12 protein-coding genes are annotated in these 14,799 nt (G+C 68.8%); 10 read left to right on the top strand and 2 right to left on the bottom strand.

Going from position 1 to position 14,799, the window contains the following annotated elements; all coding sequences use genetic code 11:
- Positions 1 to 3: 3 nt before the first annotated feature.
- The gene (locus tag ABD188_RS02510; protein WP_344058207.1) at positions 4 to 510 is read right to left on the bottom strand and encodes a GNAT family N-acetyltransferase; all 507 of its coding nucleotides are present in this window, start codon (positions 508 to 510) and stop codon (positions 4 to 6) included.
- 255 nt (positions 511 to 765) lie between these two features.
- On the opposite strand from ABD188_RS02510, the gene ABD188_RS02505 reads away from it, so the two are divergent.
- Both ABD188_RS02505 and ABD188_RS02500 read left to right on the top strand, forming a co-directional pair.
- Positions 766 to 2,199: an HNH endonuclease signature motif containing protein gene (locus ABD188_RS02505; RefSeq protein WP_344058205.1), complete on the top strand. Its 1,434-nt coding sequence runs from the start codon at positions 766 to 768 to the stop codon at positions 2,197 to 2,199.
- Between the two features lie 110 nt (positions 2,200 to 2,309).
- Positions 2,310 to 2,870, top strand: a complete 561-nt coding sequence (locus tag ABD188_RS02500; protein WP_344058203.1) for an acyl-CoA thioesterase — start codon at positions 2,310 to 2,312, stop codon at positions 2,868 to 2,870.
- A gap of 6 nt (positions 2,871 to 2,876) precedes the next feature.
- On the opposite strand, the gene ABD188_RS02495 is transcribed toward ABD188_RS02500, so the two are convergent.
- A complete protein-coding gene (locus ABD188_RS02495; protein ID WP_344058201.1) occupies positions 2,877 to 4,244 on the bottom strand; it encodes a collagen-binding domain-containing protein in 1,368 nt (455 codons plus the stop codon).
- A 218-nt stretch (positions 4,245 to 4,462) separates the two neighbouring features.
- Here ABD188_RS02495 and ABD188_RS02490 point away from each other — a divergent pair, with 218 nt between their 5' ends.
- From ABD188_RS02490 to rocD, 8 genes are all read left to right on the top strand, one after another.
- On the top strand, positions 4,463 to 4,915 hold the full coding sequence (locus ABD188_RS02490) for a hypothetical protein (RefSeq protein ID WP_344058199.1): 453 nt from the start codon (positions 4,463 to 4,465) through the stop codon (positions 4,913 to 4,915).
- A gap of 89 nt (positions 4,916 to 5,004) precedes the next feature.
- Positions 5,005 to 8,808, top strand: coding sequence for a proline dehydrogenase family protein (locus tag ABD188_RS02485; protein ID WP_344058197.1), 3,804 nt, complete (start codon positions 5,005 to 5,007; stop codon positions 8,806 to 8,808).
- A 67-nt stretch (positions 8,809 to 8,875) separates the two neighbouring features.
- Positions 8,876 to 10,516 carry a LuxR C-terminal-related transcriptional regulator gene (locus ABD188_RS02480; protein ID WP_344058195.1) on the top strand — a complete coding sequence of 547 codons (1,641 nt, stop codon included), beginning with the start codon at positions 8,876 to 8,878 and terminating at the stop codon, positions 10,514 to 10,516.
- Between the two features lie 75 nt (positions 10,517 to 10,591).
- On the top strand, positions 10,592 to 11,707 hold the full coding sequence (locus ABD188_RS02475) for a flavin-containing monooxygenase (protein WP_344058193.1): 1,116 nt from the start codon (positions 10,592 to 10,594) through the stop codon (positions 11,705 to 11,707).
- A gap of 117 nt (positions 11,708 to 11,824) precedes the next feature.
- Positions 11,825 to 12,259, top strand: coding sequence for a hypothetical protein (locus ABD188_RS02470; RefSeq protein ID WP_344058191.1), 435 nt, complete (start codon positions 11,825 to 11,827; stop codon positions 12,257 to 12,259).
- Positions 12,259 to 12,483 carry a helix-turn-helix transcriptional regulator gene (locus ABD188_RS02465; protein ID WP_344058189.1) on the top strand — a complete coding sequence of 75 codons (225 nt, stop codon included), beginning with the start codon at positions 12,259 to 12,261 and terminating at the stop codon, positions 12,481 to 12,483. Before ABD188_RS02470 ends, ABD188_RS02465 begins: the two co-directional genes overlap by 1 nt.
- 113 nt (positions 12,484 to 12,596) lie before the next feature.
- Complete coding sequence (gene ddaH, locus ABD188_RS02460; RefSeq protein WP_344058187.1) at positions 12,597 to 13,502, top strand: dimethylargininase; 906 nt, start codon at positions 12,597 to 12,599, stop codon at positions 13,500 to 13,502.
- Positions 13,499 to 14,719, top strand: a complete 1,221-nt coding sequence (rocD, locus tag ABD188_RS02455) for an ornithine--oxo-acid transaminase (RefSeq protein WP_344058185.1) — start codon at positions 13,499 to 13,501, stop codon at positions 14,717 to 14,719. The genes ddaH and rocD overlap by 4 nt, the downstream gene beginning before the upstream one ends.
- The last annotated feature ends 80 nt before the right edge of the window (positions 14,720 to 14,799 follow it).

Below are 14,799 nucleotides of genomic sequence, written 5' to 3'. Positions count from 1 at the left end.
GCGTCAGCGGGCGAACCGCACCTCGGTGAGCGTCTCACCCAGGAACGGCTCGGTGTGGGCGGCGCCGTCGGCGGCGAAGCCGTTGCGGACGTAGAAACGGTGGGCGCGGGGGTTGTCGTCGGCCACCCAGAGGTAGACCTGCTCGTCTTCGTCGATGACGGCGTCGAAGAGCTTCTGGCCGATGCCCGTACCATGCCAGGCGTCGAGGAGGTAGATGAAGTACAGCTCGCGGAACCGCGGGGCGTCCTTGTCGCGCGCCGGGCCGGAGCCGGCGAATCCGACGATCTCACCGTCGACGAGCGCGGCGAACATCTTGAACTCAGGGCCCTGCACCGCCCAGTGCGTCCAGAGTTCGGCCATGCGCCGAGGGGAGATCTTCTCGAGAGCGGCCTTGCTGATCAGGTGGTCGTATGTTTCGTGCCAGCACGTCGCGTGCACCCGTCCCAGTGCCTCGGCGTCGACATCCCGCACCGGACGGACGACGACGTCGGTCTGCAGTTCGGCTTCCATGGCCAGACTCTACGCTCGCTCCGGCGCGAGGCGAAATCCGCCGGATTGCGAGGCGGGATCGGCTGTGAATGTCGATCGGATGCCGCGCTTCGAGTGTGTGAAATTGCCGGCCGGCCCGGCGGGCATCGGGTTCGGCTCCTCCCCAACCGCCGCGATTCTGACGCTAGAAGGGACTTCTCCACAGCTTTCGTTTCAACGCTTGATCTGGGAGATCATCGGCGGTCCAATGTCGGGGGCCCTCACCAGAATCGAGTCATGAACACCCTCGCTGCAGCGCTCGAAGCAGTCGATGCGGCGCTCGCGGGTGTCGTCGAGGAGATGTTCGCTGCTGACGACGCGCAGGGCGTTTCGGACGACGAGTTGCTCGCGGTACTCGGGTTGTCGGCGCGCATCGCTCGCCGAGCGGAGGCGGTGCAGATCGAGAGCGTCGCGCAGATTTACTACCGATCGAGCGTGCCGGCGCGCGATGAGCGGATGACGTCGCGATATGGATGTCGATCGACCAACGAGCTGGTGCAGCGGGTTACGCGGGCATCGTCCCGCTCCGCGGCCGAGCTGGTCAAAGCAGGACACGTGATCATCCGCGAGGTTGCGCCATCGTCGGGAGAGACGCTCCCGGCTGAGTATCCCGCCATGCGTGCGGTGCTCGCGTCCGGGCATGTCGGTCTCGACGGCCTGCTCGCCGTTGTGGGGCCGCTCGCCGGCGTCGCCGGTGTCGCGGGCCGTGCCGCGCATCAGGCGGCCGATGAGGAGCTTGCCGCCGCAGCGCGAGGCGAGGGGGTGGATGCTGCTCCTCCGGCCTGCGCCGACGACCTTCGCGCCCTCGCATCTGTGTGGGCGACCTACCTCGACCAGGACGGCGCGGAGCCCCGCGAAGCGGTCGCGATGCGCAAACGTGGATTGGCTGTCGGCGTCTGCCGCGACGGCCTCGTGCCGGTGCGCGGCAACCTCCTGCCCGAGGTGGCAGGCCAGCTGAAACTCGTATTCGACAGCATCCTGAATCCGAAGGTCGATGGCTCCTCGTCAGGTCCCGAGTTTCGCCAGACAGGTCCCGAGGGTGCCCCGGTCGACAGCCTCGCCGATGACCGCACGCGCGCGCAGAAGCAGCACGATGCCTTCGCGACGGCGATCTTCAAGGTCGCGGGTTCGGGCGCCCTGCCGACGCTCGGCGGCGCGGCTCCGACATTGGTGGTCTCCGTACGCGCCGCAGATCTGCAGAGCGGTCGCGGATTCGCCCACATCGACGGCTTCGACGAGCCGGTGTCACTGAGTCTTGCCCGGCAGGTCGCGTGCTGCGGCAACGTCGAGCGGGTGATCAGCGACAAGCGAGGCCGCATCGTGGCGATCGAGACGTCCGATCGGATCTTCAACTACCACCAAAGGCTCGGGATTGCTCTTCGCGACGGGGAGTGCATCATTCCGGGGTGCCACGTCCCTGCGAGCTGGTGTGAAATCCATCATGTCCGTGAGCATTCTCGCGGCGGCTCGACCGGCACCGACAACGGTGTTCCGCTCTGCTGGCACCACCATCGAACGCTCGACTGCAGCGGATGGCAGATCCGCATGAATCACGGCGTCCCCGATGTGCGCGGACCGACCTGGTGGGATGGCTCGGGCACGTGGCGGGCGGTCACGATGTCACCCACCCGATTGCGCGAACGCCTGGGTGAACGCACGACAGGCACCTGATCACGACCGGCACCTGATACGGGGGTGGAATACCGTCCGTTGGCGGCTCGATGGTGGAACCCCACAATCGAATCGACGCGTCCGTTGACCCATGGCTACCATCGCTTCTCGTGAATGTGATCTGGCGGACCCTCCTCATCACCGTGCTCGCGAGGCGGCGCGTGCGCCGTCAGGGGCGCATCGATCCGGTAGCCGTGGGCGTCATCCGGCTGACGACCCTGCCCACGGATCTCGACATCCTGCGGCACATGAACAACGGTCGCTACCTGTCGCTGTTCGACCTCGGCCGATGGGATCTGCTCATCCGGACAGGGATGGCCGACGCGATGCGCAGGCATGGCTGGTACGCGGTGGTGTCGAGCGAGACGATCACCTTTCGCAAGTCGCTGAACCCTTGGCAGCGCTTCGACGTCGAATCGCGCTTCATGGGGCACGACGACAAGGCGCTCTATCTCGAGCACCGTGCGGTCGTCGACGGTGAGGTCTACGCGCGAGCCATCATCCGCGCGCGCATGCTCAAGCGCTCCGGCGGCACGCTGTCGCACGATGAACTGTTCGCCGCGCTCGGCAGGCCTGACGGGCTCCCGGATGTCGCACCCTGGGTGCACGACTGGGCCGCGGCATCCGCTCTGCCGTCCACCCGCGCCGACGCACCGAGCGTCTGGCGCTGACGCAGGCTAGACGCGTCCGCGACGCCGACTGCGCCGCACGCCGTCGCCCACGAGGAGGATACCGCCGAGGCCGAGAGCGGCCACTGCGGCCAGGGGCAGCCAGCCGGTGTCGCCGCCGCTCGCCGCCAGCGCGGGGTCGGTCGGCGTCGGCGTGACCCCGGCGGTCGGAGACGCACTCGGCGTCGGCGTCGGCGTGAGTGTCGGTGTGGGTGTCGGTGTCGGTGTGGGTGTCGGCGTCGGCGTGGGTGTCGGTGTCGGCGTCGGGGTGGGTGTCGGACCCGCCTCGACACACGTCAGCTCGGTGCCGAACGGGAAGTCGTGGATCTCGCGCGGCAGACCCACTGGAGCGGCGATCGGAAGGCCGTGGATGAACGCGGCCGCGATCACGTTGCCCTCGATGTTCTGGGTCACCTGCCAGTTGACGAGCGCTCGCGGTGCGTAGACCGTCCCTTGCAGGCTGTCGCCTCCGGTCACCGTCATGGTGGTCGCATCCACGAAGTTCCACAGGATGAAGGGCGCCGACACCGAGCTGATGCCTGCGCTGTTCGGCATCGAGCCGATGAAGTCGCCGGTGATGTTCACGAGCAGCGGTGTGTCCGCGCTGGGGGCTGTCGGATACGTGATCTCCGCCAGATTGGCGAGATCGGACGCGGTGATGTTCAGCACGTTCGTCTGGCCGGCGACCAGCGTCAGCCGTGCATTCGTCCCAGGGGGATACGGAGTCGGAAGGTCCGCGCCGTCGTCGCGGGCGACGAGCTCGATCGTCGGCGTACAGCTGCCGAGCAGCGTCGACGTGTCGCGGTAGAGCTCGAAAGCGGCCGGGAGGTCGATGAGGTCGTCCGGGACGGGCGCCGCGATGGAGGCCGGCGTCTGGGTGACTGTGCCCTCGATCCGCGGCTGGGTCTCGAAGGTGCCGCCGGGCGGCACGATGTGGAAGTTCTGCACCGCACCGTTGGAGTCGGTGTCGAAGGCGGTGTAGGTGGACGTGTCGGCGACTTTGGCGTACCCGGCACCGCCGAGCAGTCGAAGGATGAGCCCGCTGTCGGCGGGGAATCGGATGCCGCCTCCGACGAAGAGGGTCACGGACTGCGTCTCGCCAGGCACGGTGAAGGTCGGTCGCGCAGCTTCCAGGTTGTACGTGCGGTTGAACGCCAGGTCGCCGCCGAGCGCGAGCGTTCCTTCCGCCTCGTCGGCGTTGAGCTGCACATCGTTCTCGATGAAGGCCAGAAAACCGCTGTTGGCGGGGTGCCCGTCGAGGGGCTGGGTCACCGGATTGATCGGCCCTATCGTGTCGCCGGGCGCCGCTCCAGCGCTGGCTGCGATGAAGGACGACACGATCACCACGGTCGCCAGAGTCCCTCCGACGGTGCACATCAGTGTGATCGTTCGCCGCCGCTGCATCTGTCCAGGCTCTCTCAGCCTGCCGCCGGAGGCAACCGCCGTGGGCCAAAGGTGGGGACTCTCGGGTGTTTCGAGACCCATAGCCGACGTACGCGGGGAGCGCAAGACCTTTGCCCCAGGCGGCGCGATCGGGTTTCGTGCCAGGAGTGCGTCGTCCGCGACCCGGCGGCATCGCACAGAAGGAGTCACCCATGGATAACGCTGTACTGGTGTGGATCATCATCGCCATCATCGTCGTGGCGATCGTCATCGTCGGAGCGCTCGCCCTCACCTCCCGCAGACGCAACGAGCAGCGCCGTCGCACCGAACACGACAAGGCCGAGAAGCTGCGCGAAGAAGCGCGTGAGTCTGATCTCGCCGCACGCGAAGGCGAAGCACGAGCTGCGCAGGCGCGAGCGGATGCCGCAACGGCAGCCGCCGAAGCGCAGCAGGCCCAGGCGCGTGCTGCTCAGGCGGATCTCGACGCTCAGCGCCTCAGCGACACCGTCGACGAGCACGCCGCCGATGCATCGAAGCATCGCGCCGAGCAGCAGGAGACCCTGCGCAAAGCCGATGAGGTCGACCCGTATGTGACGGCGGATGCCGAACCCGAAGTCGTCGACGACCAGCCGGCCACCCGGTCCCGACGCGCGGATCGCGTCTGACGAACTCATTCCCCGCATCGTCTGCCCGGCGAGACACGCGCTAAGCGCTCGGCTGTCTCGCCGGGCGGGCGGCACCTAGGCTGGATGCCATGGTGACCGACCCTTCACAGGGGGACACCGACCTCACGGCATCCGGCGACGACCTCGCCGCGCGTGCCGTGCTGCTGGCGCAGCGGTGGATCACCGAAAGCGCCGAGGTCGACGTGGACCCCGCCGCCGAGCGACTCGCCGGCGTACTGAAAGACCCGAACGGGCTTCCCTTCACGATCGGCTTCGTCGACGGCGTGATGCGTCCCGAGAGCCTGACGGCCGCGGCATCCAATCTGAGCCGCGTGGCACCCCTCGTCCCCGGGTTCCTGCCGTGGTACCTGCGCGGGGCAGTCCGAGTCGGTGGCGCCGTGGCCCCGATCCTGCCGTCGCCGGTCGTGCCCATCGCACGTCGCGTGCTGCGTGAGATGGTCGGGCACCTCGTCGTCGACGCGCGACCCGAGAAGCTCGGGCCGGCGATCGCGGCGATCCGCGAGAGCGGCGCGAAGCTCAACCTCAATCTGCTCGGCGAGGCCGTGCTCGGTGAGGATGAGGCGCTGCGCCGGCTCGACGGCATCCATGACCTGATCCGTCGCCCCGATGTCGACTACGTGTCGGTGAAGGTGTCGGCGATCGCGAGTCATATCTCGATGTGGGCGTTCGACGAAGTGGTCGACAAGGTCGTGGAACGACTGCTGCCGCTCTATGTGACGGCGGCCGGCCCTTCGACAGGCCCAGGGACCGACACCACCTTCATCAACCTCGACATGGAGGAGTACCGCGACCTCGACCTCACGATCGCCGTCTTCACCCGCATCCTCGAAGACCCGCGCCTGCGCGACCTCGAGGCGGGGATCGTGCTGCAGGCCTACCTCCCCGACGCGCTGCCGGCGCTGGAGCAGCTGACCACATGGGCACAGGCACGCGTCGCGGCAGGCGGGGCGCGCATCAAGGTGCGACTGGTCAAGGGTGCGAACCTGGCGATGGAGCGAGTCGATGCCGTCATGCACGGCTGGTCGCTGGCCACGTACGACGCGAAGGTCGACTCCGACGCCAGCTACCTGCGCTGCCTCGAGTTCGCACTTCGGCCCGAGAACACCGCAGCGGTGCGGATCGGCGTCGCAGGACACAACATGTTCGACATCGCCTACGCGTGGCTGCTCGCGGCCGAGACCGGCGTTCAGCACGATGTCGAGTTCGAGATGCTGCTCGGCATGGCCCAGGGCCAGGTGCACGCGGTGGCGCGCGAGGTGGGGCATGTGCTGCTCTACGTGCCCGTCGTGCGTCCGGACGAGTTCGACGTGGCGATCAGCTATCTCGTGCGGCGCCTCGAAGAGAACGCCTCGAGCGAGAACTTCCTCTCGGCGGCATTCGAGCTCGCCGACGACCCCGCGATGTTCGACCGCGAGCGGGACCGGTTCCTCGCCTCGCTCGAGCGCGCCGTGGATCCGGCCCTTCGCACCGGACCGAACCGCCGGCAGGACCGCACCGCGGCGTTGCCGGACTCGCTGCGCGCGCGTGCCCGGCTGCAACACGGCGACACGGGCGAGGACGACGCGGGGCTCACGCAGGCGGTGCTCGGAATCGCCCGTTCCGCCGGGACTGACGCGGGCGACACCGCGCCGCTCGCTCCGGTCGCTGCCGAGGAGCAGACCTTCGGCGGCGGGGCCTTTGTCGAGACCGCGGTGTTCGCGTCGCGAGAGTCGGAGGGCCGAGCCGCCGGAGCCCCCGGCTTCCGCAATGCCGCCGACACCGACCCTGCGCTTCCCGCCAACCGGGCGTGGGCGCGCGAGATCGTGGGTCGCATCGAGGCGTCGACGGCCGGTGACGCGACGATCGCGGCCGCTCGCGTCGACGACGAGGGGACGCTCGAGGCGATCGTCGGCCGGGTGAGGGATGCCGCGGCGCGATGGGGTGCGATGCCCGCCGCCGAGCGCTCTGTGATCATCGCCGAGGCCGCGCGTTCGCTCGAGGCGCGTCGCGGCGAGCTGATCGAGGTGGCGGCTTCGGAGACCGGCAAGATCTTCGCCGAGGCGGATGTCGAGGTCAGCGAGGCCGTGGACTTCGCGAGCTATTACGCCGCGACCGCACGCGAGCTGGATCGCGTCAGCGGCGCCGTCTTCGAGCCCGCCCGGCTGACCGTGGTCACCCCTCCCTGGAACTTCCCCGTCGCGATCCCCGCCGGCGGCGTGCTCGCGGCGCTCGCCGCCGGATCGGGCGTGGTGTTCAAGCCCGCGCCCCAGGCGCGACGGTGTGCCGCCGTCGTCGCTGAGGCGCTGTGGGAGGCGGGCGTTCCTCGGGATGTGCTGGCGCTCGTCGACATCGACGAAGGCTCACTCGGCCGGCGGCTCCTGTCCCATCCCGACGTCGATCGCGTCATCCTCACCGGATCGTGGGAGACGGCCGCACTGTTCCGCTCGTGGCGCCCCGACCTGCCGCTCCTCGCCGAGACCAGCGGCAAGAACGCGATGATCGTGATGCCGTCGGCCGACCTCGACCTGGCAGCGGGCGATGTCATCAAGAGTGCGTTCGGCCATGCCGGCCAGAAGTGCTCGGCGGCCTCGCTCGCGATCCTCGTCGGTCCGGTCGGCCGGTCACGCCGGTTCGCTCGCCAGTTGGTGGATGCCGCGGCATCGCTCCGCGTCGGACCGCCGACCGATCCGCTGGCCGAGGTCGGCCCCGTGATCGAGCCGCCGCAGGGCAAGCTCGCATGGGCGCTGTCGACCCTCGACGAGGAGGAGCAGTGGCTGGTCGAGCCCAAACTGGTAACGGTTGCTATGCCTGTCGAAGCACAGGGACGGGACGGCATCCCGGAACTCGCCGGTCGTCTCTGGAGTCCCGGCATCCGCACCGGGGTGCAGCCGGGGTCGCGATTCCACCAGGAGGAGTTCTTCGGGCCGGTGCTCGGCATCATGCACGCACACTCGCTCGCACACGCGATCGAGCTTCAGAACGCGGTCGCGTACGGCCTCACGGCCGGGCTCTACACACAGAACCCCGATGACCTCGCGACGTGGCTCGACCGCGTCGAGGCCGGAAACCTCTACGTCAACCGGGGGATCACGGGTGCGATCGTGCAGCGCCAGCCGTTCGGCGGCTGGAAGCGCTCGTCGGTCGGCGCCGGCACCAAAGCGGGCGGACCGAACTACCTTGTCGGCCTCGGATCGTGGCGTGCCACCTCGGGCAGCACCGGTTCCGCGACGCTGCACCTGCGGGGGCTCGACTCGCGTATCTCGTCGGTCATCGAGGCGGCTCAGCCGTCGCTGGACTACGAGTCCTTCGAGTGGCTGCGTCGAGGTGCCCTGTCGGACGCGATCGCGTGGGACCGCGAGTTCGGACAGGTGAAGGATGTCTCGGGGCTCGGCATCGAGCGCAACCTCTTCCGGTACCGTCCGATCTCTGCAGTCGCCATCCGTGCGGCGGCCGATGCGTCCTGGCAGGCCGTCCTCCGTGTCGCGATCGCGGGCATCCGCGCGGGGTCGTCGCTGACGCTGAGCGCGTCTGTCGGGCTCCCCGCCGCGGTGCGTCGCGCCTTCAGCGACCAGGGCATCGCCGTGTTCGTCGAGACCGATGAGCAGTGGATCCAGCGCATGGTCGGCTCGACCGACATCATCGCCGAGGCGGCGGATGCGGCATCCGTTTCTCGTCCGCCGCGGACGCGTCTCGTGGGTTCTCGCGAATCCGTGGCGGCGCTGCATCGCGGGCTCGCCGAGGCAGTGGGAGGCGACCCCGACCTCGCGGTCTACGACAACGAGGTGACCACGGCGGGCCGGCTCGAGCTTCTGCCGTTCCTTCACGAGCAGTCCATCACGATCACCGCGCACCGCTTCGGCAATCCCGACCGCTGGTCGGAGAGCGTGATCTGACCCGAGCGCGTCCCATGCGCCGGCCCAGACCATTGCTCGCCCTTGTCGACGGGTCGATACTGTGCGCATGCCCGATCACGCGAAGGATGGCGGCGGCGCCACTGTCACCTCGACGCTGAACGACTGGACGGCACGGTTCGAAGATCTCAGCCGTGACGAGGCCGCGGGCGGGTTGTCGGCGCAGGGTCTCGACGATCTCGGGCTGGCGGCCTGGTTCATCGGCCGCGCCAAGGAATCGGAGCGGGCGTGGGATGCTGCGCATCTCGCCTACCTCGAGGCCGGCGATGTCGATGCGGCCATCCGGTGCGCGTTCTGGATCGGTTTCACGCTGTCGGAGGAGGGCGATGGGATCCGTGGCGGCGCATGGATGGCTCGCGTGTTCGAGTTGTGCCAATCCGATGCCGCTGGTCGAGGCTCGGAGGCGCTCGTCGCGATCTGCCGATCGGTCGCCGCATTCGGTCGCGGCAGGATCGACGAGTCAGCGGATCTCGCCCAGAAGGCCGTCGCGATCGCGCGTGCGACCAGAGACGCCGACGCAGAGGTGCTGGCCACCATGTCGCTCGGGCGGGCGCTCGTGGCCATCGGGCGGATCGAAGACGGCTTCGCGCAGATGGACCAGGTCATGCTGATGATCTCGTCTCACCACGTGAGCGATCGGGTCGCCGGCCCCGCCTATTGCGCGGTGATCGCGAGCTGCCTCGCACGATGGGACGTAGATCGCGCCAGGGTGTGGACCCGTGACCTCAGCTCCTGGTGCGATGCACAGGAGGGCTTGAAGCCATTCCGTGGCGAGTGCTCGGTGCTGCGCGCCGTGGTTCTCCGAGTCGGCGGGGAGTGGGAGGAGGCGACACGCACCCTCACCGAGGTCGCGGCTCACGAGCGTCGTCCCGAAACGAGGGAGAACGCTGTCTACGGCCTCGCCGAACTCCACCGGCTCGCCGGCCGTCGCGGCGAGGCTGAGGCCGCATACCGCCTGGCCGCCGATCTCGGGCGCGAGGTACAGCCGGGGCTCGGGCTGCTGCGTCGCGATCAAGGAGATTCGGTGACCGCCCGGAGCGGGATCTCGCGCGCGCTGGAGGCCGCCGGCGAGCCGAACCGGCGCGCGGATCTGCTCGCGGCGCAGGTCGAGCTCGAGGCCGCCCATGGCGACCTCGATACGGCCGAGAGGGCGGCCGCAGACCTCGGAGCGCTCGCCACGGCGTTGGACACCGTCTACCTTCGCGCACAGGCGGACAGGGCGCGGGCGATCGTGCTCGTCGCGCGTGACGACTCCGCTGCCGCGCTGCCACTGCTGCGCCGATCGTGGGCGGCGTGGCGCAGCCTCGATGCTCCCTACGAGGCCGCCCTGACGCGGATGCAGCTGGGCCGCGCCGCGCGCGCATCGGGAGACGAGGAGGGGGCGCAGCTCGAGTTCGACGCCGCACGATCGACGCTCGCGATGCTCGGCGCGGCGCCGGATCTCGACCGCCTGGAACGCATTGCGTCGCCCGTGCCTCCGTCGGCCGCCGGAGGTCTCACTCCCCGGGAGAGCGAGGTGATTCGGCTCATCGCGCGTGGCCTCTCGAATCGAGCCATCGCGAACGAACTCTTCCTCAGCGAGCGGACTGTCGCCCGGCATGTGAGCAACATCCTCGCCAAGCTTGCGCTGCCCAGTCGCGCGGCTGCCACTGCATTCGCGTTCGAGCACGGAATGACCACACCGGCCTGACTCGAGTTGGTCATTTCTGCCGATGAGAGGACGATCGCCGCGGCCGTACGTTCGAGCACGAAGAAGGAGGTCATCATGACCGAAACAGTTCTCGATACCGCCGTCATCGGCGCCGGAGCCGCTGGTCTGCACGTCGGCCGTCTGCTGATGGACCGGGGGATGAGCGCAGAGCTGTTCGATGCGCATCCGCGCGTGGGCGACTCCTGGAGGGAGCGCTATCGCTCCTTGCGGATCTTCAGCCCGAGCCGCGTCTCGAGCCTCCCCGGGCTTCCGCTGGATGTCGGCTTCTTCCGGTTCCCCACGGCTCAGCAGATGGGGGACTACCTGGAGCGGTACGCCACGCGCTTCGGCATCGTCGTGCGCACCGACGCGGCCGTCGCCGGGCTGACGCGGGACGACTCGGGGCGATTCCGGCTCGACCTCGCGAACGGGGATGCCGTGCTGGCACATCGTGTGGTCGTCGCGGCGGGCGCGCATCGCACGCCGAAGCTTCCGGAGTTCGCGCGCGACCTCGACCCCGGCATCACGCAGGTGACTTCCATCGACTACCGAGGCCCGGAGCAGCTCGCACCCGGCGACGTGCTCGTGGTCGGCGCCGGCAACTCGGGCACGGACATCGCGCTCGAGGCAGCGCGCAACGGTCATCGGGTCACGATCGCAGGGCGTCATCCCGGGCAGGTGCCGGTCGACGTCGACACGCCGATCGGCAACATCCTCTCGGGCATCTTCCTCAGCCGACTCCGCCACCTCACGATCGACACGGAGAAGGGTCGCGCCGCGAAGGAGACTCATCGCGGCATCATGCTGATCCGCAACAAACTCGCCGATCTCGACCGGGCGGGGATCACGCGCGTCGCACGCATCGAGTCGGTCGTCGACGGACTGCCCGTCACTGCGGATGGCGCCGCGATCGATGCGGCCACGGTGGTGTGGGCGACGGGGTCGCGGCCGGACCTCGGTTGGATCCGCATCGACGGCGTGCTCGACGCCGAGGGCGAGCCACTGCACGACCGTGGGATGGCACGCCGATGCGCCGGACTGGCATTCGTCGGACTCGACTTCCAGCACTCGGCGGCGTCGGGGGCGCTGTTCGGAATGGGCGCCGACGCGGAGTACGTCGTGGACGCGCTGTGCAGCGTCGAACGCCCGGCCGAGCGGCCCGGCACGAGGGTCGGGGAAGCCGTGATCTGACCGGACGTCGCGGCGCGGAGCATGTATCGAAGCCCCGCGAGTAAAGAATAATTGACATCACCTCCGCACACCGCTACGGTCGAAATGTCAAATATTCCTTACACATGGGAGTCTCCGGTGGTCTACCAGGAACGCACCACATGGGCGACGCTCATCGCCACGATCATCACCGTTCCGGTGTACGTGTTCGTCGTGCTGGCCCGCGCCGCGGGCGGACCGGTCACCGACGTGGACTGGGTTCCCATCATGCTCTGGACGATGGCCGCGTCGATCGTGGGAGCGATCGTGATCAGCATCGTGTGGGGGATCCTCGCCGGCATGCGGGATCCCAGCGAGGTCGGCACTTCCGACCAGCGCGACCGCGACATATCGCGGTTCGGCAATCGCCTGGGCTATGGCGTGCTGGTCGCCGGCGCGCTTGTGGCACTCGCGCTGTCGATGATCGAGGCGGACTGGTTCTGGATCGGCAACGCCCTGTTCTTCGGCTTCGCGCTGTCGACTCTGGTGGGAGACATCGCACGGGTCGTCGCCTACCGCCGGGGCCTCGCCTGATGGTCAAACCCACGAAGGTCACCAACTCGATCCGACCGCTGCGCGAAGCGGCGGGCCTCACCCAAGCCGAGCTCGCCAGGCGCATCGGCGTGACGCGCCAGACGCTCATCGCGATCGAGCTGGGCAGATACTCGCCGACGCTCGAGCTGGCGTTCCAGATCTCGCGGGTCTTCGCAGTCGGACTGGACGATGTGTTCCAGTATCCGGACGCCGATCCGTCCTGACGGCCCTTCGCGGCGACCGTGAGACAATGGATGCGGCGTGCCCGAGTCGCCGGCTTCCCCAGCCCCGTCGGGCCCCTGGACAGCGTCCGCCGCCCCTCCCTGTAGGAGCAAGTATGTCCACGCAGAACACCGCGCCCGCCGCTTCGACAAGCTCAGCGACCGTGGCAAGCACCTCGACCCGCCGCATCCAGCAGCACCGCACGTACCTGATGTGCCGCCCCGAGCACTTCACTGTCAGCTACACGATCAACCCGTGGATGGAGCCGGCGAACCCGACCGACACCGCTCGCGCAATCCAGCAGTGGCAGACGCTGTACGACACGTACATCGCCCTCGGCCACGACGTGCACCTCATCGACCCGATCGAGGGTCTTCCCGACATGGTCTACACGGCCAACGGCGGGTTCATCATCGACGGCGTCGCCTACGGTGCGAAGTTCCGCTTCCAGGAGCGCGTGCCCGAAGGCCCCGCGTTCATGGCGTGGTTCGGCGAGAGCGGCTTCGACGTCGTGGACCCCCTGGAGGTCAACGAAGGTGAGGGCGACTTCCTGCTCGTCGGCGACACGATCCTCGCCGGCACAGGCTTCCGCTCGACGGGCGACAGCCACCGCGAGCTGAGCGAGGTCTTCGGCAAGGAGGTTGTGAGCCTCAACCTCGTCGACCCGCGCTTCTATCACCTCGACACCGCCATCTCGGTGCTCGACCCGGTGGAGGGGCCCGACGGCGTCGAGAAGGCGAACATCGCGTACCTCCCCGGCGCTTTCGACGCGCGCGGTCAGCAGATCCTGGCCGAGCGCTACCCGGACGCCATCCTCGTCTCGGATGAGGACGGCGCCGTTTTCGGTCTCAACTCGGCCAGTGACGGCCTCAATGTCCTCATCTCGCCGCGGGCGAAGGGCTTCGAGGCGCAGCTGCGCGAGCGCGGTTACAACCCCGTGCTCATCGATCTGTCCGAGCTTCTCCTTGGTGGCGGCGGCATCAAGTGCTGCACGCTCGAGCTGCGAGGAGCCTCGCGATGACCTTCTCGATCGCCGCCGACCCGACGGCAGCGGTGATCGCGGCCGAAGGCGAGCATGTCGCGCACAACTACCACCCGCTGCCGGTGGTCGTCTCCCGCGGCGAGGGTTCGTGGGTGACGGACGTCGAGGGCAAACGCTACCTCGACCTGCTGTCGGCCTACTCGGCGCTGAACTTCGGCCACGGGCATCCCGCCATCGTCGCCGCCGCGCAGGAGCAGCTCACCCGCCTCACGCTCACCAGTCGCGCGTACCACAACGACCGGCTCGGACCCTTCGCGGCGGCGCTCGCCGAGCTCTGCGGCAAGGACCTCGTGCTGCCGATGAACACCGGCGCCGAGGCGGTCGAGACCGGCATCAAGGTCGCGCGTGCGTGGGGCTATCGCACCAAGGGCATCGCACCGGACACCGCCACGATCGTCGTCGCTCACGGAAACTTCCACGGCCGGACCACGACGATCGTCGGCTTCAGCGACGACCCCGACGCGTACGGTGATTTCGGTCCGTTCACGCCTGGTTTCGTGCCGGTGCCGTTCGGGGATGCGGCCGCCCTCGAGGCCGCGATCACCCCCGAGACCGCAGCCGTGCTGATCGAGCCGATCCAGGGCGAGGCGGGCGTCATCCTGCCGCCTGAAGGGTATCTGCGCGCCGTCCGCGAGATATGCACGCGCCACAACGTTCTGTTCATCGCCGACGAGATCCAGTCGGGGCTCGGACGCGTCGGCGAGACGTTCGCGTGCGACCGCGAAGGCGTCGTGCCCGATGTCTACCTGCTCGGCAAGGCGCTCGGCGGCGGCATCCTCCCGCTGTCTGCCGTGGTCGCCGACAGTCACGTCCTCGGCGTCATCCGCCCCGGTGAGCACGGCTCCACGTTCGGTGGCAACCCACTTGCGGCGGCGGTCGGCCTGCGCGTGGTCGAGATGCTGCAGACCGGCGAGTTCCAGCGGCGCGCGGCCGCGCTCGGCGAGCACCTGGAGGCGAAGCTCACCGAGCTCGTCGGCCACGGTGTGACGGGCATCCGCGTCGCGGGTCTGTGGGCGGGCGTCGACATCGACCCCGCTGCCGGGACCGGTCGCGAGATCGCCGAGCGACTGATCTCCCGGGGTGTGCTCGTCAAGGACACGCACGGTCAGACGATCCGCATCGCGCCCCCGCTCGTCATCCGCTCGACCGAACTCGATTGGGCCGTCGAGCAGCTGAAGGTCGTGCTCGCGGGCTGAGGACTCGGGCGTCGCGATGCAGGTCGTGTGCTGATTTGCGAGCGGCGGAGCGGGGTCGGGAACACTACTGTGGGCGCATG

The sequence above is a fragment of the Microbacterium pumilum genome (assembly GCF_039530225.1).
Taxonomy (GTDB): Bacteria; Actinomycetota; Actinomycetes; order Actinomycetales; family Microbacteriaceae; genus Microbacterium; species Microbacterium pumilum.
The sequence above is the reverse complement of the archived record's forward strand: the minus strand, read 5'-3'. Positions and strand labels throughout refer to the sequence as shown.

Coding starts and splice junctions, on each gene's coding strand:
- ABD188_RS02510 (WP_344058207.1), bottom strand. CDS start 510: ATGGAAGCCGAACTGCAGACCGACGTCGTCGTCCGTCCGGTGCGGGAT.
- ABD188_RS02505 (WP_344058205.1), top strand. CDS start 766: ATGAACACCCTCGCTGCAGCGCTCGAAGCAGTCGATGCGGCGCTCGCG.
- ABD188_RS02495 (WP_344058201.1), bottom strand. CDS start 4,244: ATGTGCACCGTCGGAGGGACTCTGGCGACCGTGGTGATCGTGTCGTCC.
- ABD188_RS02490 (WP_344058199.1), top strand. CDS start 4,463: ATGGATAACGCTGTACTGGTGTGGATCATCATCGCCATCATCGTCGTG.
- ABD188_RS02485 (WP_344058197.1), top strand. CDS start 5,005: ATGGTGACCGACCCTTCACAGGGGGACACCGACCTCACGGCATCCGGC.
- ABD188_RS02480 (WP_344058195.1), top strand. CDS start 8,876: ATGCCCGATCACGCGAAGGATGGCGGCGGCGCCACTGTCACCTCGACG.
- ABD188_RS02475 (WP_344058193.1), top strand. CDS start 10,592: ATGACCGAAACAGTTCTCGATACCGCCGTCATCGGCGCCGGAGCCGCT.
- ABD188_RS02465 (WP_344058189.1), top strand. CDS start 12,259: ATGGTCAAACCCACGAAGGTCACCAACTCGATCCGACCGCTGCGCGAA.
- ddaH (WP_344058187.1), top strand. CDS start 12,597: ATGTCCACGCAGAACACCGCGCCCGCCGCTTCGACAAGCTCAGCGACC.
- rocD (WP_344058185.1), top strand. CDS start 13,499: ATGACCTTCTCGATCGCCGCCGACCCGACGGCAGCGGTGATCGCGGCC.